19 protein-coding genes are annotated in these 16241 nt (G+C 44.1%); 9 read left to right on the plus strand and 10 right to left on the minus strand.

What is annotated here, in order from left to right; genetic code table 11:
* Nucleotides 1-26: 26 nt before the first annotated feature.
* Nucleotides 27-1256 (minus strand): glucoamylase family protein, encoded by a 1230-nt coding sequence (locus QNH15_RS06385; protein WP_283893423.1) that lies wholly within the window; start codon nucleotides 1254-1256, stop codon nucleotides 27-29.
* Between the two features lie 145 nt (nucleotides 1257-1401).
* Here QNH15_RS06385 and QNH15_RS06390 point away from each other — a divergent pair, with 145 nt between their 5' ends.
* From QNH15_RS06390 to QNH15_RS06405, 4 genes are all read left to right on the plus strand, one after another.
* Complete coding sequence (locus QNH15_RS06390; RefSeq protein WP_283893425.1) at nucleotides 1402-2193, plus strand: SDR family oxidoreductase; 792 nt, start codon at nucleotides 1402-1404, stop codon at nucleotides 2191-2193.
* A 402-nt stretch (nucleotides 2194-2595) separates the two neighbouring features.
* Nucleotides 2596-3453, plus strand: coding sequence for a DUF1028 domain-containing protein (locus QNH15_RS06395; RefSeq protein WP_283893427.1), 858 nt, complete (start codon nucleotides 2596-2598; stop codon nucleotides 3451-3453).
* A gap of 115 nt (nucleotides 3454-3568) precedes the next feature.
* The gene (locus QNH15_RS06400; RefSeq protein WP_129477280.1) at nucleotides 3569-4015 is read left to right on the plus strand and encodes a hypothetical protein; all 447 of its coding nucleotides are present in this window, start codon (nucleotides 3569-3571) and stop codon (nucleotides 4013-4015) included.
* Between the two features lie 102 nt (nucleotides 4016-4117).
* The gene (locus tag QNH15_RS06405; protein WP_283893430.1) at nucleotides 4118-4576 is read left to right on the plus strand and encodes a GNAT family N-acetyltransferase; all 459 of its coding nucleotides are present in this window, start codon (nucleotides 4118-4120) and stop codon (nucleotides 4574-4576) included.
* A gap of 30 nt (nucleotides 4577-4606) precedes the next feature.
* Here the strand turns inward: QNH15_RS06405 and QNH15_RS06410 are convergent, their stop codons facing one another.
* Genes QNH15_RS06410 through QNH15_RS06430 form a run of 5 tightly spaced genes read right to left on the minus strand, consistent with a single transcriptional unit; the run spans nucleotide 4607 to nucleotide 9897 of the window.
* The gene (locus QNH15_RS06410; RefSeq protein WP_347343370.1) at nucleotides 4607-5710 is read right to left on the minus strand and encodes a GerAB/ArcD/ProY family transporter; all 1104 of its coding nucleotides are present in this window, start codon (nucleotides 5708-5710) and stop codon (nucleotides 4607-4609) included.
* A 51-nt stretch (nucleotides 5711-5761) separates the two neighbouring features.
* Nucleotides 5762-6856: a GerAB/ArcD/ProY family transporter gene (locus QNH15_RS06415; protein WP_283893432.1), complete on the minus strand. Its 1095-nt coding sequence runs from the start codon at nucleotides 6854-6856 to the stop codon at nucleotides 5762-5764.
* A 36-nt stretch (nucleotides 6857-6892) separates the two neighbouring features.
* On the minus strand, nucleotides 6893-7123 hold the full coding sequence (locus QNH15_RS06420; protein WP_283893433.1) for a hypothetical protein: 231 nt from the start codon (nucleotides 7121-7123) through the stop codon (nucleotides 6893-6895).
* The gene (locus QNH15_RS06425; RefSeq protein WP_283893435.1) at nucleotides 7120-8319 is read right to left on the minus strand and encodes a Ger(x)C family spore germination protein; all 1200 of its coding nucleotides are present in this window, start codon (nucleotides 8317-8319) and stop codon (nucleotides 7120-7122) included. The genes QNH15_RS06420 and QNH15_RS06425 overlap by 4 nt, the downstream gene beginning before the upstream one ends.
* A gap of 33 nt (nucleotides 8320-8352) precedes the next feature.
* Nucleotides 8353-9897: a spore germination protein gene (locus QNH15_RS06430; protein WP_430667128.1), complete on the minus strand. Its 1545-nt coding sequence runs from the start codon at nucleotides 9895-9897 to the stop codon at nucleotides 8353-8355.
* A 142-nt stretch (nucleotides 9898-10039) separates the two neighbouring features.
* On the opposite strand from QNH15_RS06430, the gene QNH15_RS06435 reads away from it, so the two are divergent.
* The 4 genes from QNH15_RS06435 (at nucleotide 10040) to QNH15_RS06450 (ending at nucleotide 12911) form a co-directional block, all read left to right on the plus strand.
* A complete protein-coding gene (locus tag QNH15_RS06435) occupies nucleotides 10040-10687 on the plus strand; it encodes a GntR family transcriptional regulator (protein WP_283895459.1) in 648 nt (215 codons plus the stop codon).
* A gap of 15 nt (nucleotides 10688-10702) precedes the next feature.
* Nucleotides 10703-11674, plus strand: a complete 972-nt coding sequence (locus tag QNH15_RS06440) for a DMT family transporter (RefSeq protein WP_283893436.1) — start codon at nucleotides 10703-10705, stop codon at nucleotides 11672-11674.
* 79 nt (nucleotides 11675-11753) lie between these two features.
* Nucleotides 11754-12173: a hypothetical protein gene (locus tag QNH15_RS06445; protein ID WP_283893438.1), complete on the plus strand. Its 420-nt coding sequence runs from the start codon at nucleotides 11754-11756 to the stop codon at nucleotides 12171-12173.
* A 123-nt stretch (nucleotides 12174-12296) separates the two neighbouring features.
* Nucleotides 12297-12911 carry a DUF2238 domain-containing protein gene (locus QNH15_RS06450; RefSeq protein ID WP_283893439.1) on the plus strand — a complete coding sequence of 205 codons (615 nt, stop codon included), beginning with the start codon at nucleotides 12297-12299 and terminating at the stop codon, nucleotides 12909-12911.
* Nucleotides 12912-12945: 34 nt separating this feature from the next.
* Here the strand turns inward: QNH15_RS06450 and QNH15_RS06455 are convergent, their stop codons facing one another.
* Nucleotides 12946-13452, minus strand: a complete 507-nt coding sequence (locus tag QNH15_RS06455) for a cupin domain-containing protein (RefSeq protein ID WP_129477272.1) — start codon at nucleotides 13450-13452, stop codon at nucleotides 12946-12948.
* 172 nt (nucleotides 13453-13624) lie between these two features.
* Between QNH15_RS06455 and QNH15_RS06460 the strand changes: the two genes are divergently transcribed.
* Nucleotides 13625-14224, plus strand: a complete 600-nt coding sequence (locus QNH15_RS06460; RefSeq protein WP_283893442.1) for a nitroreductase family protein — start codon at nucleotides 13625-13627, stop codon at nucleotides 14222-14224.
* Between the two features lie 45 nt (nucleotides 14225-14269).
* Here QNH15_RS06460 and QNH15_RS06465 read toward each other — a convergent pair whose 3' ends face one another.
* The 3 genes from QNH15_RS06465 to QNH15_RS06475 all read right to left on the minus strand — a co-directional run bounded on the left by QNH15_RS06465 (nucleotide 14270) and on the right by QNH15_RS06475 (nucleotide 16149).
* Nucleotides 14270-15262, minus strand: coding sequence for an LLM class flavin-dependent oxidoreductase (locus QNH15_RS06465; protein WP_283893444.1), 993 nt, complete (start codon nucleotides 15260-15262; stop codon nucleotides 14270-14272).
* 51 nt (nucleotides 15263-15313) lie between these two features.
* Nucleotides 15314-15604: a putative quinol monooxygenase gene (locus QNH15_RS06470; RefSeq protein WP_283893446.1), complete on the minus strand. Its 291-nt coding sequence runs from the start codon at nucleotides 15602-15604 to the stop codon at nucleotides 15314-15316.
* A 119-nt stretch (nucleotides 15605-15723) separates the two neighbouring features.
* On the minus strand, nucleotides 15724-16149 hold the full coding sequence (locus QNH15_RS06475) for an organic hydroperoxide resistance protein (RefSeq protein ID WP_283893448.1): 426 nt from the start codon (nucleotides 16147-16149) through the stop codon (nucleotides 15724-15726).
* Between the last annotated feature and the right edge of the window lie 92 nt (nucleotides 16150-16241).

A 16241-nucleotide genomic window follows, 5' to 3' on the forward strand; every position in this document is an offset into this window, starting at 1 on the left:
GCCAGGCACAAGCTGGCAGGCATTTTTTATAGAGGTTTTTCGGTGAAACCGGTCAGTTCCAATCCTTTTTTGGCAAATTTATTTTTCATGAACCATTTCCAGACCAGTCCCGACCGGTGATTTTCGATCATGAGCAGGGAAATGCCTTTATCAATTCCGATGACATCACGGCCATACCAGGGAGGAGAAACATCCAGATTGTAAGCATCCCTGAAGCCGTATTCTCCCCAAAGCTCAGGAACATGGTTATAGTAATGCTGCATCGCATCAAGGCTTTCTTTTGGCGTAAAAGGAATGGAACCGATAGCGCCTGCAGGAGGAACGGTCCCATCAGGATGATGCTGGTCATTGGCTCCTGACCGTCCGGAAGGTGGCGCTCCGTAATCCCCTCTGTAGCCGGAAGGGCCATCGCATGCCGTCAGGCCCCACGAGTTGGGACCAAAGGTCTTGAAGGTTTCCGATTCATCCATGCAGTATTGACGGTGGGCAAGCGAGGCTTTAACCGAGTTCTCCCACCAGTTCAGGCCGTCCCGGTCCGTCTTGTTCTGTAAATCAAACCAGGCATGGGAAAATTGATAGGTAAACAGAGAGCCTGTCCAAGTATAAATGAACAGAGGAACATCGCCATAAGTGCTGACCTGGCGATGGAAATCGTAAAACATCTCAGGGTCCGCCGGATGTGTAGGAGAAGCCGCCGCGAGAAAATACATCATGAATTGCTCGGCATACATGTCCCAGGCGCCCCAATGGCCGCGTTCAGGTGTATATCCCATGTAAAACTGGTTGGTCTCCGGATTTCTGTACCACTCCCAATTCACACGTTCATACAGCTGTTGTGCTTTTTCCTTCAACTTTCCGCCAAAATATTCACCGGCCGTAATGGCCCCGCACACGGCAATGGCTGTATCAATGACGGAAACCTCGGAATTATCATACCGTTTGCCCGTTTCCATAGAAAGAAAGTGATAGAAAAATCCGTTCACTTCTTCTGCGTGCTGCAATAGTGTATCAAGTGTCCCCTCGGCACGCCGCTGGGCTTCATCCGTGGTGATCCACTGCCGCTCAGCTCCGATCACAAGCGCTGTTAATCCGTAACCGACCGAAGCGACAGAACACATTTCGGGATCACCCGGCGCACGGTCGCGGATCAATCCGAAACCAGGGCTTCCGGGGTTACTATTGGCCTCCTGCCAGAAAAACAGGAAGGAATGTTTGCTTTCAAGGTCCATTAATTCTTCATTGGAAAGTGGTGTCATTATTCATCCTCCTCAACAGTTGAAACGTTTCAATTAATAGCTATGCAACCCTCAAACCCAGTGTAACATAAGAAAGTTTCTAAATTTTATAAAAAGTGCAGAATAAGTGGGTATATAAGTAATAAATCCAAAGGAGGAGATACATATGGGAACCGTTTATAACCAGGAAGAAGGCAAAGTGGCTGTTGTCACAGGAGGAGGATCGGGAATCGGAAAGGCCTCCTGCATTGCATTTGCGAAAGAGGGGATGAAGGTCTGCGTCCTGGACGTCAAAAAAGAGCGTGCGGAAGAAACCGCAAAGGAAATCAGAGAGGCCGGCGGGGCAGCCATTGCTGCAGAAATGGATGTTACAAACGAAGACCAGGTGAAGGCAGGCATTGAAAAAGCGGTAAAAGAATGGGGCAGGCTGGATGTTCTGTATGCCAATGCCGGAATCAATGGAACTCTTTCCTCCATTGAGAAATTTAATCTGGAAGACTGGAACACGACCATTTCCACCAATTTAACGGGTACCTTTTTAACGGTTAAGCATGCGGTTCCTCATTTAAAAAAAGAAGGTGGAAGCATTGTCATTACGGCATCCATCAATGGAAACCGAAGTTTTTCAGGATTTGGGATGTCGGCATACAGCTCTACCAAAGCAGCACAAGTGGCTTTTATGAAAATGGCGGCGCTGGAACTTGCCCGATATAAAATCCGGGTCAATGCCATCTGTCCGGGAGCTATCTCCACGAACATTGGGCAAAATACCCATCCAACAGATGATGTAAAAGAAATCAGCATTCCTGTCGAATACCCGGAGGGAAATCAACCGCTTGAACATAAGGCTGGTGAGCCTGAACAAGTAGCGGATCTCGCCCTGTTTCTGGCGTCCGAACGGTCCAGCCATATTTCAGGAACAGAAGTTTATATTGACGGAGCGGAAACCCTGCTGTAATAAATATATTCAATGGAAGAAAGAGCTCTCGAGGCTCTTTCTTTTTTAGTTTTACAAAAAGATTGTAGCTTAGAGAATATCGTTGCAAGGCTTCTTCATTGTAGGCTGAAACGGAAACCAACTACTCCAGAAGCAGCCTGCTTTTTTTGTCATTTTGCTGAAAGATGTGGAAAAAAGAGGAATTAAAGGTGATTTTGAAGAATTAGATAGGGTAAAAAATTTGTAACCGGGAGACGATCAAAGCGAAGTCATTCTGAATAAGGAGGACCTTTTCAAGATGCAGCACTCCGGCCGTGGAAGAAGACGAGAGATTATTTGGTCTCCCTGGTTTCCAGACAGCTTTGTTCAGAAAAGCATAATATCTAGCATTTTTACATATTAAAAGACAGGAGAGATTTTGTAATGACATATTCAATTGTAGGCTTTGATCCTATTGAAAAAGAATGGGGAATTGCGGTGCAGTCCAAATTTTTGGGGGTGGGTGCGGTAGTTCCCTGGGCAAAGGCAGGAATAGGGGCTGTTGCCACACAGTCCTATGCCAATACCTCATACGGGCCGCAGGCACTGAACGAGATGGAGCAAGGAAAGTCAGCAGAGACAACGCTGAAGATGTTGATCGAAAAGGACGAGCAACGGGAAATGCGTCAGGTCGGCCTGATCGATGCCAACGGAAATGGTGCTACCTTTACCGGGAAAGAATGTTACGACTGGGCGGGAGGAATAACGGGTCCCCATTTTGCGGCACAGGGCAATATCCTGGTTAGTTCAGCAACAGTGGAAGCCATGGGGAAGACTTTCTCTGAGGCGGAGGGAACACTTGCTGAACGGTTGCTTGCAGCCTTGCAGGCAGGACAAGAAGCTGGCGGGGACAGCAGAGGCCAGCAGTCCGCCGCTTTGCTGGTTGTGAAAGACCGGGGCGGCTATGGCGGATATAATGACCGCTATATTGATTTGCGAGTGGAAGATCACCAAGAACCCATTAAAGAACTGAAACGAATCTATAAGCTGCACCAATTATACTTTGCGCCTTCCAAGCCGGAAAATATTATAGAAATTAGTGAAGAAGTGAAGCAGGAAATCAGCAGGGAGCTGCTCAGGCTAAACTATCTGAAAGGCGCATCGGCTGACGACAGCAAGGTGTATAAAGCACTCACCGCCTATATCCACACAGAAAACTTTGAAGACAGGGAACAGGAGAAAGGAAAGATTGATACGGAAGTTTTGACGTATATGAAATTAGATAAAAAGATTAAAAAGTAGTACAATCTTACCAATTAACGTTATTTTGCAAAAATTTTTAAAAAACAGGTTTAAAATTCAGATTGTTTTTTGTATGATTAGACGATAAACATATAAGTCATTTTTTGGGGGAAAGATGATGCATTCATGGAAACGGAGATTACAGAACCATAGAGGCATGGAGTTTGCTTTGTTTTACCTTGTACTGCTGTTTGGAGTAGGAGCGTATCAAACCATTAAAGTATTTATGAATATCGATTTGTATTCCGAGCAAGTGCTTTTCGGTTTGTCGTCCCATTCCTTTATTGCAGCTCTTCTTTTTTTCTGGGCGGTTGTCAGCATTTTTTGGATCACAGCTCTGCGTGTTCTTGATTGGGCACACCGCACTTCACTGACAACGACCAAAAATGCGCTTTTCGGATCCGCTGTTTTATTTTTAGGTGTTCCGATTGGCATTTCCATTCAAATCTACAGCGCAATGGCCTTTAGTCCGCTTTTAAGCTCGATTACTGAGGCGCTGCTCATTACGACCATCATCTCTTTTGCGATTGGTATTTCAGGAAAATACAGAAAAACAGCATAATCAATAAAAAACCGGTTGACGCCGGTTTTTTTGTTTTTATAAAGGAAGGTGCAAACCTGGTGAGGAAATAGAGTTGCAAGCTGATTGGCAGGAGGAAACTGGATGATGGAACTCAGGAAAGTCGATCGTGATAATTGGGAAGAAGCATTAAGATTGAAGGTGATGAAAGAGCAGGAAAAACTGGTACCGTCAGTCGCAGTCTCTCTGGCTAAAGTGTATATCAAACCCGACGGTGATGACGTTGAATATCTGCCTTTCTCCATTTATGTTAATGACAGGATGGTCGGCTTCATTATGCATGCGTATGTGCAAAATACAGAAAACATGTATTGGATTAATGGCTTTCTTATTGATGAACAGCAGCAGGGAAAGGGATATGGAAAGCAAGCGTTGAATGAGATGATTTCCTGGATTGAAAGGAAATTTCCACATTCTAAGGAAACACGGTTAACCGTAAACAGGGAAAATCAACATGCCATCGACCTTTATGAGAGGATAGGGTATGTTCCGACAGGTGAAGAATATGATGGTGAGCTGGTGTATAGGCGAAAACGAGTATAAAGGCCGGGAGTGTTTTGTTATTGTAAAGCTTTAGAAATCTTCTTTGTTCTGTTTTTGCCTGATTTTTGCGATAACCAGTAATAGAAGCGGAATAAAAGTCAACAACAAAGTTCCATAAAAAGGATAAATCACAACGACGAATTGATTAAGTGTTTCAAAGTTGGGAGCTACCCATTGACAACCGAAAACCGTCAGTAGAAGGCCAAATGGAAATACAATGGGTTTGTAATCTTTGAGGTTTAACCATTGTGCAGTTCCCAGTACAAGTGCGTAATAGACCATGGCTATTTTGATAAATATCCCCGTAATCCATATCGCGATTGTAACGGATTCAAGGTGCTCAAAGAAAGTGGCAATCGTAATATAGCGGACAGCGGTAAACAAGGGATAGGCATATCCACTGGCCGTTCCATTAAATAAGAAAACAGCTAACAAATTGGTGATCGTAAAGTTAACCGTAATGACAATGACCATGATTAGGCTCCATTTCATTCCTTTTTCCCGATCGGATAAAAAAGGCAGGATCATGGAGATAAAAAGTGTTTGCCCAAACCAAGCCTGAGGGGCAGCAGCACCTAGTAAAACTGGCCCAAACCCATGCTCGATTACCGGTAACATATTTTGGGGTTCAAAATCCTTTAAAAGAAGCGAGGCTATCAGAAGAGGAAGAAGGGCTACCATAGGAACAAACAAGTTAGCCGTTCTTCCAAGTCCTTCTATACCTCCGCGCACAGCAAATGAACAAACCAGTACCATACCGCCAATGATTACAAATGGTGGCGTTGTTTGCAAGAACGATACACTAATAAATGTTGAGTACTCTCTTAAAATAATGCTCCCGGAATGGAGAAAAAAGAACAGATAGAGAAAACCGATTATTTTTCCCATGAAGCGTCCGATAATTCTTTCTATCAATTGAATGAGCGATTCCTGAGGATAAAGCTTATGTAATTGAAATACGATAAACACTGTGATAAAACCATTGACAGACCCAATGATAGGAGAAATCCACATATCCCGTTCGGCATACATACCTGTAATTCCTGGAACGGTAAGAAGAGCGGTTGCTGCTATTGTCGGATACATAATAAGTGCCATCTGGTAGGATGAAATTTTGCCTTTTTCGATCATCATTCTGCCCCAATGCCTTTTTTTTTAGTATTTCCATAGTTTTTTAAAAGAAACTTACCGGCTTCCATACCTTTTACGTATTGTCGCTATAACCAACAAAACGAACGGTATTACAATCTGGAGAGGTACATGTAAAAACAGGGGTACCTTGTTTAGTCCGATATTTACATGCTGAATATAGGAACCGGCGATGATCAATGACAATGGAACAATGATTACACCGATTAGAACAACCAGCGAACGACGGCTTTCCTTTTTTACCAGCTCAGCCGCACCAATTGCCGCACCATAAATAAACGAACCCACTTTGAAAAAACCGCCTATAAACATGGTTATAATGACAACCGCATCAATCCGCTCAATAAAATTTGCAACCGATGCCAGTTTTACCACTGTAAGCAGTGGATAAACTCTCTCTTCTATCCATCTGGGACCAATAACAGAAATCACATTGACCATATTAATAGTCAGCAAAATCCCCGCAACAAATACAGCCGTTAATCCTAATTTTTTTACTTTTGTCTGATCTGATAATGAAGGCCAGAACATCATAAACAGTACCATCTCTCCATAAGGAAACGTAACAACCAGAGGAAATGCAGCTTTCCATATCGTCCCTGCTCCTGATTCAAGAATTGGTGTTAAGCGCTTAATATCAAATATATGTGAGCTGTATACAATACTCCAACTTACGATTGCAACTAGGAAAAGAAAGGGCACTAATACCTCTCCTGTACGGCCGAACACTTCAATGCCCCCGCTTAAACAATAAACGATCACCGCCATAAAACAAGCGATCACGACCGGCATTGGGGTTTTGGGCAAAAACGTCCCACCGATCAGTTCACCAAAATCTCTTGCTACCCGAGAGGCCAGATAAATAAAATAAAGGATATAGACCAAGTTCAATGGGTAGCCAATATATCGACCCACGATTTTTGGTATCATTTGAGTAAGTGTGTGTCCAGGGTAGTGATCCACCAACTTCGTGTACACCCACATTAAAACAAGACCACATAACATCCCAGTCAGGATCACTAACCATGCATCTTGTTTTGCTTGTGCCCCTAAACCAAATATCACTGTGCTTCCTATTTCGAACCCAATCATAATATAAAAAAGCTGGGAATTACTTATTTTTTCCTGCACGGGCATCGTCTCTTTCGATTCAAGTTTTTATCAATCTTACTCTTGTACAAGCACCTGACCCAGAGGTTTAAAAATCTTGACTATCAAATGTGTGGGTCCGGGCAAGTCCGGAAAGAAAAGAAGGACGATGGCCAACAGCCACCCGATTGTTGTAATGGTAATAAAGGCCATTTTCTCCTTTTGACAATCCTTTTTCATCTTCGGCCATTCATAAAAAGCAAGAATTGCTACAACTATTGTTATCCCAATTACCGATATCCATTTCATTTTTCTTTAATCTCTTCCTTCTTTAACCCTGCAGGTGTGGTAGACAAACCGGGCCGTCGTATACGCAGTGTGATATTTTTGTCCACCTCGAGCAGTGGAAACGCCTCTTGCCATTGATTCTTCATTTTCATCCATTCTTTTGGGTATTTGCGATGAAAGGCCTCTCCAAATCCGAACACGTCTACTTTCATTCCTTTCTGAACTTGGTTCAAGGCAAGGTTTATACGGTGTTCGAGATTTTTATTTGCATCATATTCAATTTGTTTAACAACGCCTGATTTCATCGGGTTAAGATTTGTGCCATTCTCTACAACAGTATTTTCTGAATGTATTTTGGCTGTAATTTTCCATTTTCCGTTGTTGATATCAGGGACCAGAGTCGTTCTTTGCCGAATAGGATCCAAGGATATGGATCCCTTGTTCTTCGGATAAACTGTAATGGACATTCCTTTGATTTCATCTCTAAGCCACAATAAACCTTGCGTTGTTTTTGCACCAATTTGTCCGACCATTTTATCTCTTTTAAATATAGCGGTACCGGCGATATAAGCAGACGTTTCTGCTTTTTCTTCCCCGTGAATCCGGGGTGAAATCTTAATTAACGGCAGTATGGCGCCCCCCCCTGCACTTGTAAGCATTACCTCAAATTCGTTAACAGTGACAGCTGTGCCTGTTCCCATCAGAGATAACCTTCTGAGAGCTTCTCCTTCATAACGATCCAGCGGAGGCATTAATTCCATAATATCGGCTGCTTTTTCATTACTGACAAACAGGTGAGCATTCTCACGGGGTTCCGGATGACGCAGTAAAAAGTCAATCTCCTGATTAAGTTTTCCTCTTTTTGCAAGGGTTTTTCCAATGATGAATACTTTACAATGCCCCCAGAAGATTTGACGCGAAATCTTTGTCTGGAGCTTCGATGCAGCATCAGCCAAATTTTCTCCAACCGCCGATCGCACGGAGATGATGGGCCCGCTGCCTGATCCCTGCCGGTCACTGCTAACATTACGGGGTTGTAAGGTTTGAATCGTAAGCTCAATATGTTTATCTCCTGCTTTGTCGATTGCAGCTCCCAAAACCAGTGCCATATCATTCACTTCTTTTCTGTCCCAGCAGCCTGTTAGCAAGGTACATAAAGAGGCAAAGAGAAGAATGTTGAACTTGATTGTGTATTTTCGAGATAGAAAGAGAGTCATCCAAATTCATATCCTTCCCTTATCGCATTCACGCTATTGATTGTCTTTACCAGGATTCGGTTTTTCACCAGGAGCCTGTCTATTTTTATTGAATTTTCCAGTTAAATGAGGCCGGGTGTCCATCATCCACCAAGGAACCCGAAAAAAGGTATCTTTCAATCCACTACCAGATAAAGGAGCAACGGGCGTTAAGTATGGAAGACCAAACGAACGTAACGTACATAAGTGAATGACAATCGTAATGATGCCGAGCATAATTCCAAGCAAACCAAGAGTAGCAGCCAATAAAATCAAAGGGAACCGCAACAGCCGCAACGCCATCCCTTGTGTGTAATGCGGCATCATAAAGGAGGAAATTCCCGTAATGGCGACAACGATGACCATTGGGGCAGAAACGAGGCCGGCCGAGACAGCAGCCTCACCTATGACCAGAGCACCAACAATACTTACTGCAGCTCCAATTTGTTTAGGGAGCCGGACCCCCGCTTCACGTAATGCTTCAAACGTAATTTCCATAAGTAAAGCTTCCACGAACGCCGGGAAAGGAACGGATTCTCTTGATGCTGCTACACTAATCAGCAACGAAGTTGGCACCATTTCCTGGTGATAGGTCGTAACCCCAACATAGAGGGCAGGCAAAACTAGAGAGATGCCCATGAACAGCATACGTAAGAGTCGGATGCTTGAACTTACAATGAAACGCTGATAATAATCTTCGGGTGACTGCAGTAAAGAAAAAAAGCCAATGGGTGCAATTAAAACAAAGGGAGTACCATCGACTAAAATCACCACTCTGCCCTCCAGCAGATTGGAAGCAGCGGTATCAGGCCGTTCGGTGTTAATCAATTGAGGGAAAGGAGAGCGGGGGTTGTCTTCGATCAACTCCTCGATATAACCGCTTTCTAACACACTGTCTATATCGATCCGCTGCAGCCGGTTTTCAATTTCCTTAATGAGTGATTGATCCGCCAGTCCTTTTATGTAAGCAATTACAACATTCGTGCTGGTATAACGGCCAATTTTCATTGACTTCATTTTCAGGTCAGGGCTTTTAATTTTTCTCCGGAGCATGGAAGTATTCACTCCCAGTGTTTCTACAAATCCTTCCCTTGGTCCCCGGACGAGGCTCTCGGCCGTGGGCTCTTCAATGGATCTTTGTTGCCATTGGGACAAGCCTAAGGCGAAGCCTAAATCTTCTTGTTCTACGAATAGTACAGGATTTCCGGTTGAAATGTTCTCAATGCAATCATCGATGGTCTTAAATTCTTTTAGTTTTGAAAGATGCAGACGCTCTTTTATGATTGCCTTTGGACTTGGTGCTATTCCTTGTCTTTCTTCCATTAACGGTGCAAGCACATTATCGTGAAGTTCATCCACATTGGATAAGCCTTCTATATAAATAAGAGCGGCTTTCAAATTTCCACCCACCAAAAATGTTTGAAACACCACATCAAAGGAATCTTCATACAAGGAGCGAAGAACCTCCAGATTTTTATTTAAATCTGACGAAAGATATTGTTTATTTGTTTTTTGCTGCAGGGGAGTGTTGCGGTATTTAAGTCTTTTTCGTCGAAACAACTTCAAGCGCTCCTTCTTTTAGTGCATGTGCACCTTGGGTTGGAATGTTTCCAATATATATTTTGTCCTGCAAAAGGATTTTAGTTTCGCAGGAAGCTGATTTTTTATTGAGCATTCAATTGATATGCGATATATTGGTTTTATGAAAAAAATTCAACGAATTAAACGACAATCCTTGAGGGATGAAGTGTATCAACATTTAAAGGAAGCGATTCTCTCACTGGAACTGGCACCAGAAGAAAGGCTCAATGATAAGGATTTGGCCGAACAATTTGGAATCAGCCGGACACCGGTAAGAGAGGCGCTCAAACGACTGGAAGATGAGGGACTGGTGGAAGCGATGCCAGGTTCTGCGACACGGGTAGCCCCGCTGCATAAAGAGGAGGCAAAACATGCCTTTACCGTAGTCGCAGCTTTGCATGCACTTGCAGCCAGGTTGGCCGTTCCTGTTTTCCATAACGAGGATGTTCAAAAATTGAAGGAATACAACCAAAGTCTGAAAAAAGCAATGGAAGAACAAAACGTAAGTGCTGCAATTGCAGCGGATGAACGTTTTCATGAAGTGTTTTTGGAGACCGCCGGCAATCCGGAGCTTAGAAAAGCCCTGGAGTCCAGTACGGTAAAAATCAGGCGGCTGGAGATGGCACAATTCGGTTCATTAAAGGGAATTCAATCTGTGCAGCAGCATGAGCAAATCATCTCTGCCTGCATAGAAAAAGATAGGGAGAAGACGGCACAGTTAACGGAAAAGAACTGGCTCAGTCTTGGAGAACTGCTCATACAAGAATAAAACAGAGGTGTTGTCATGCGTCCGGTATTGATTGGTATAGGTTCAGCGTTCTTTTTTGCCTTTACATTTGTTCTCAATTCATTAATGGAAGTTTCGGGAGGAAGCTGGATTTGGAGTGCTTCACTCCGGTATTTGTTCATGGTGCCGTTTCTTCTTATTATTGTGGGCATTAGAGGGAATTTACCGTCTCTTGTACAGGTGATGAAGGAAGACCCAAAAGCATGGGGAATTTGGAGTATGGTTGGGTTTGGCCTTTTTTACGCTCCCATTTGCTTTGCCGCGGCTTACGAGCCGGGATGGCTCATTGCAGGAACCTGGCAGATTACCATCATCTCCGGATCACTCTTAGTGCCTTTTTTTAAGGAACAGGTTCAAACACCAAATGGGATGGAAGCGGTACGGGGGAAGATCCCATTTAAAGGCCTGTCGATGTCGCTCATTATCCTGCTCGGTATTGCTTTATTGCAGCTGGAGCAGGCGAGAACATTGTCGTTTAACGATGTTCTGCTTGGTGTCCTTCCTGTGATTCTGGCTTCGTTTGCTTACCCGCTTGGAAACCGGAAAATGATGGAGGTCTGCAGGGGAAGACTCGATGCGTATCAGAGAGTGCTCGGTATGACACTGGCAAGCTTGCCAGTATGGATCATTCTCTCTGTAATAGGGATAGCAACAATAGGGCCGCCTGCCAAAGCACAAATCTTACAAACAGGAATTGTGGCTCTCTCTTCAGGTGTCATCGCAACGGTGCTGTTTTTTTATGCGACTGACCTGGTACGTGGAAGCATGCAGCAGCTTGCAGCGGTGGAAGCGACTCAGTCGGCAGAAGTTCTGTTTGCGGCTGCAGGAGAGATTTGGCTGCTGTCACTGCCGCTGCCAACTGCTTTAAGCTGGCTTGGCATGTTTCTGGTTATGCTTGGCATGGTGCTTCATAGCTATTTCTCCCGCTCTTCTGTAAAGGAGACGCTCAGAAAAGCAAGCGCATCCTGATAAAAGGAAGTTCTTTCCTTGCCTACTTTCTAGGTAAATGGGGTAATATTCTGATAAAAAGGAAGGGATGACAAAAATCATGGCTTGGTTGGAGAATCATCTTCTGCTTGTTATTCTGGCTGTCGTCGCCATACTTGTTTTTATATTCTTGCTAAAGCTTGCTGTACGTGCTGCTATTCTTTTTGGCATTATTGCACTCATCGCCATTGTTGTATTTGGAGTCAGCCCGGGAAAGATTGCGGATATTGGTAAAGAAGGCGCAAATTCCGCCTCGAAAGCTTATGAAAAAACGATTGAACCTGTGATTAACAAAGAGCTGGGAAATGCCAAACATGTGGAAAAGAAGGACGGAAGCTTTGTCATCGAGAGCAAAAGCGTAAAGATTACTGGCAGGGATGGGGATGACAAAGCCAAAGTGATATACAACGGGAAGACATACAATGTGGATATGAACGTGATCAAACCGATCAGAAATCGTATAGAGACAACCAAACAATAATAGGTTATAGCGTTCAGGCCCGGAACAAAATTTGTTCCGGGCCTTTCCATGTCACGGAATCATTCATATTTCTGGAGGGAGTGGCAATAATTTATAAGAAGGAAGAAACAAAGAGGTGTTCTTATGAAACGAAAATGGGTGCTTATGCTCAGTCTGGCTTACACCGTTTTTATGGCGGTTTTGTTTTTTTACTATTTCTCAAAAGGAACAACGCACAGCTATCAGGTCGCGATTGGAGGAGTATTATGCGGCGCCATTCCGCTTGTGCTGGCGAAGTTCACGAGACTCGCGTTTAACCTTTCGATTACACTTTCCTATCTTGTGTTTCTTTTTGCTTCACAATATTTAGGATCCATTCTTCATTTTTATGGATTGGGATGGTGGGATACCTTTCTTCATTTGCTGAGCGGGGCGCTGCTGGCATTTGTGGCCATCGCTCTTTATGAACGACTGGTCCACAGGGAAGGAAAAACAGAAATCTCCCCCTGGCTTCTGTTTTGGTTTGTGTTTTCTTTTGCTGTGTTAGGCGGGGTACTGTGGGAAATGTATGAATTCAGCATGGATCAGCTGTTTCACATGACACTGCAGGGCGGAGGCAACAGCGATACAATGGTGGATTTAATCGCGGATACGACAGGTGGTTTAGTGATTGCCGTCATTTCTCTCATCAAAACGAAATCAAAAATAGGTAAACCAACGCTAAAAAAAGAGCCGCTGCCGCCAGAATCAATGGCATAAGAAAGGCCCGAATCGCTAATGATTCGGGCGCTTTTTATTTTACCTGCCAATACTGGAGCAAAGGGCCGTCTGTTCCGAATAAAGGGTCTGTTTCAGGAAGCGGAACCGCACCAATCTCCTCAAGAACACGCGGACGTTCCCCGTCAACACCCCGCATCAGGTTATGGTCCATCCCCTCTGGATAGGCACCGGCGACTTGAAAATCGGAGCTGGAATCCACATTCATATGTCCGGTTCCTGCAGGGAGAACAAGTACATCTCCGGTATGAATCTGAAGTTCCTCACCTGATTTACCACCAATTTTTACTGTGGCAAAACCCGAAACCACACCCAGGGCTTCATGAGTATTGCTGTGATAGTGGTGAAAGTCGTATACTCCTCCCTGCCAGCTGTTCAGCCAGTTGTTGGAAAGGAAAATTTCTTCTGCCTGCTGAGGTTTTTCGGATAAAACACCTTCATAAAACAAAACGGGCAGACGTGGGTTGTTGGGAATAAAGCCATCGTCCTCAAGAAAATACGTTTTAACTTCATATGTTTTCATGGTGAATCCTCCTCATTAGGGTTTTAAAAAGAATTCCCGCTATTGATCAGAATTAACCATGCTAATCGGCTGATTTATTTATCGCTTTGTACTTGACGTAATGAAATATAATAATTATACTAACTTATATAAAGTAATTAACATTAAAAATTGTTGGAGGGAATACACCATCATGGCAAAGGACTTTTTGAAATCTGTTGAAGATCGACGCACGTATTATGGAATCAGTAAAGAAACAGTGGCTTCCGATGAAAGAATCCAGGAGATTGTGGAGCATGCAGTAAAGCATACGCCTTCTTCATTTAACTCTCAAAGTGCACGTGTTGTTGTGCTATTGGGTGAAAATCATGACAAGCTATGGAACATTACGAAAGAAACACTGCGCAAAATGGTGCCTGCAGACAAATTTGCTCCAACCGAAGATAAAATGAATGCTTTTGGCAGTGGATATGGTACGGTATTGTTCTTCGAAGACCAAAAAGTGATTGAAGGACTTCAGGAATCATTTGCAGCCTATGCGGACAACTTCCCAATCTGGTCTCATCATTCTTCAGGGATGCTTCAATTGGTTATCTGGACTGCTCTTGAAAACGAAGGCCTTGGGGCTTCACTTCAGCACTACAATCCACTTATCGATGAAGAGGTTAAACGGGAATGGAATGTGCCTGAAAGCTGGAATCTTATTGCACAAATGCCGTTTGGCAAACCTGCTGCAGTACCGGGAGAAAAAGAATTCCAACCGCTTGAAGACCGCGTGAAAATCTATAAATAATTAAAAAGAGACCCTAAAAAGGTCTCTTTTTTGTGCAATGAAGTATTAAAGAAAAATATCTGCCAGCCTCTCATACGATTTCTTTCGTTCTTCAAAGGAATATAGATTGGTCAGCACCATAAATTCATTCGTTTGATAACGTTCGGCCAGGCTTTCCAGCTGGCGTTTTACCGTTTGGGGTGAGCCAATTACCATTCGCTTTCTATTGATCTTGATTTTTTCCCGGTCGGCTTGTGAAAAGGAATAGGCATGCGCTTCTTCCAGGCTCGGGATTCTGCTGTCGAGCCCTTTTTCCACACGAAGAAGCCATAAATCCTGGCTTAATGCGAGCTCTACCGCATGTTCATCACTCTCCCCGCAAATAACAAAGATGGCCGTGATCCCTGCCGGTTGTTTAAGAAGTGGGGAAGGAGCGAAGTTTGAATAGTACGCTTTGTATGCCTCCTGTCCACGGTCAGGGTGGATAAAGTGCCCGAAAACATATCCAATTCCGAGTGAAGCTGCCTGCAGTGCGCTGTTTTCTCCGAGACCGAGCTCCCAAACCGGGGGAGGTGAAGGAACAGACGGGGATGCCTTTATTCCGTAATAGGGATGATCAGAAGGAAGAGATCCTGATAAATAGTAAGTTAGGTCCAGAAGCTGACGGGGATATTGCGTCATGCTTTTTTTGAGGCTGTCCGTCAGGGCCAGCCTCGTTTTCATCGTTCCTCCAGGTGAACGCCCCACGCCGAGGTCAATTCGCCCGGGATACAATGCTTCAAGCTGCAAAAAGGTTTCTGCCACTTTAAAAGGGCTGTATTGTGGAAGCAGCACTCCGCCCGAACCCACCCGGATGGTTCTTGTCCGGGCCGCGATATGTGCCATCATAATCTCAGGAGCTGTACTTGCCAGCCCTTTTGTACTGTGATGTTCAGCAAACCAGTAGCGCTTGTAGCCCCATTGTTCGGCAAGCTTTGCGAGCTCTGCACTTTGAAGCAGGGTCTCAGATGCGGTTTGCCCTTTAGGAATGGGAACTTGATCAAGTATGCTTAAGTGCATGAAGAATATGCCTCCCAGTATCGTCTTTTGTAGTCAGTCAAAAGGCTGCTTTCAATCGATCTGATTCCACTTATGAACCTGACGATCATGTATAAGAGGTTCGATGTTGGTCCGATAGGCTTTGTAATGAGCGGTATCCATATGGCGGTCGATGGACTCCTGGTCGCTCCAAAGTTCGTACAGCATAAACGTTTGTGGGTCAGCCTGTGCTTGATGCAGGTTATAGTGAAGACATCCTTCTTCATTTCTGGAATACTTCATGACTTCGAGCAATACATCCTGTGTTTGTTGTTCTTTTCCCGATTTGGCTTTCAATGTAGCTAAAACAGCAATGGCACTCATTATATTTATTCCTCCCGTTTTTGGTTGTTTAAGCCACTATACCGGACACGAATTAAAAAGTCATTTGATTTGCCCATGAAAAAGCCAGTCTCTAAAAGGTTAGAGACTGGCCTTAATTATTATTCTGCTGAAACGTGGAGAGTAACCGCAATATTTCCGCGAGTCGCTTTAGAGTATGGGCAAACCTGGTGAGCCTGTTCGATCAGTTGCTCTGCTTCCTCCTGGCTTGTTCCGTTCACTTTTGCATGTAAAGCTACGGCAAGGCCAAAGCCCCCATCTGTGTCTTTTCCGATACTGACTTCTGCTGTCACGCTGGATTCAATCCGCTTTCTTGCCTGACGGGCTACAAGCTGAAGGGCACTGTCGAAGCATGCGGCATAGCCGGCTGCGAATAATTGTTCTGGATTGGTTGCACCTGCTTCTTCTTTTCCGCCAAGAGATTTTGGCATGGACAATGAAAAGTCGATGGTGCTGTCACTGGATTTAACTTTACCCTGTCGTCCACCGTCTGCTGTTGCTTTTGCTGTATATAATGCATCTAACATAAAAGATCTCTCCTTTTTATCATTTGTATTGTGCACAATTTAATTGCTTGATGCTAATTTAGCACATATCTTACTGATTGTCAAAAATTCAA

The organism is Fictibacillus enclensis, assembly GCF_030123385.1.
Lineage (GTDB): Bacteria > Bacillota > Bacilli > Bacillales > Fictibacillaceae > Fictibacillus_C > Fictibacillus_C enclensis.

What these genes read in the sequence shown, in the direction of transcription:
- QNH15_RS06385 (WP_283893423.1), bottom strand. Translation starts at nt 1,256, where the DNA reads ATGACACCACTTTCCAATGAAGAATTAATGGACCTTGAAAGCAAACAT.
- QNH15_RS06390 (WP_283893425.1), top strand. Translation starts at nt 1,402, where the DNA reads ATGGGAACCGTTTATAACCAGGAAGAAGGCAAAGTGGCTGTTGTCACA.
- QNH15_RS06395 (WP_283893427.1), top strand. Translation starts at nt 2,596, where the DNA reads ATGACATATTCAATTGTAGGCTTTGATCCTATTGAAAAAGAATGGGGA.
- QNH15_RS06400 (WP_129477280.1), top strand. Translation starts at nt 3,569, where the DNA reads ATGATGCATTCATGGAAACGGAGATTACAGAACCATAGAGGCATGGAG.
- QNH15_RS06405 (WP_283893430.1), top strand. Translation starts at nt 4,118, where the DNA reads ATGATGGAACTCAGGAAAGTCGATCGTGATAATTGGGAAGAAGCATTA.
- QNH15_RS06410 (WP_347343370.1), bottom strand. Translation starts at nt 5,710, where the DNA reads ATGATGATCGAAAAAGGCAAAATTTCATCCTACCAGATGGCACTTATT.
- QNH15_RS06420 (WP_283893433.1), bottom strand. Translation starts at nt 7,123, where the DNA reads ATGAAATGGATATCGGTAATTGGGATAACAATAGTTGTAGCAATTCTT.
- QNH15_RS06425 (WP_283893435.1), bottom strand. Translation starts at nt 8,319, where the DNA reads ATGACTCTCTTTCTATCTCGAAAATACACAATCAAGTTCAACATTCTT.
- QNH15_RS06435 (WP_283895459.1), top strand. Translation starts at nt 10,040, where the DNA reads ATGAAAAAAATTCAACGAATTAAACGACAATCCTTGAGGGATGAAGTG.
- QNH15_RS06440 (WP_283893436.1), top strand. Translation starts at nt 10,703, where the DNA reads ATGCGTCCGGTATTGATTGGTATAGGTTCAGCGTTCTTTTTTGCCTTT.
- QNH15_RS06445 (WP_283893438.1), top strand. Translation starts at nt 11,754, where the DNA reads ATGGCTTGGTTGGAGAATCATCTTCTGCTTGTTATTCTGGCTGTCGTC.
- QNH15_RS06450 (WP_283893439.1), top strand. Translation starts at nt 12,297, where the DNA reads ATGAAACGAAAATGGGTGCTTATGCTCAGTCTGGCTTACACCGTTTTT.
- QNH15_RS06455 (WP_129477272.1), bottom strand. Translation starts at nt 13,452, where the DNA reads ATGAAAACATATGAAGTTAAAACGTATTTTCTTGAGGACGATGGCTTT.
- QNH15_RS06460 (WP_283893442.1), top strand. Translation starts at nt 13,625, where the DNA reads ATGGCAAAGGACTTTTTGAAATCTGTTGAAGATCGACGCACGTATTAT.
- QNH15_RS06465 (WP_283893444.1), bottom strand. Translation starts at nt 15,262, where the DNA reads ATGCACTTAAGCATACTTGATCAAGTTCCCATTCCTAAAGGGCAAACC.
- QNH15_RS06470 (WP_283893446.1), bottom strand. Translation starts at nt 15,604, where the DNA reads ATGAGTGCCATTGCTGTTTTAGCTACATTGAAAGCCAAATCGGGAAAA.
- QNH15_RS06475 (WP_283893448.1), bottom strand. Translation starts at nt 16,149, where the DNA reads ATGTTAGATGCATTATATACAGCAAAAGCAACAGCAGACGGTGGACGA.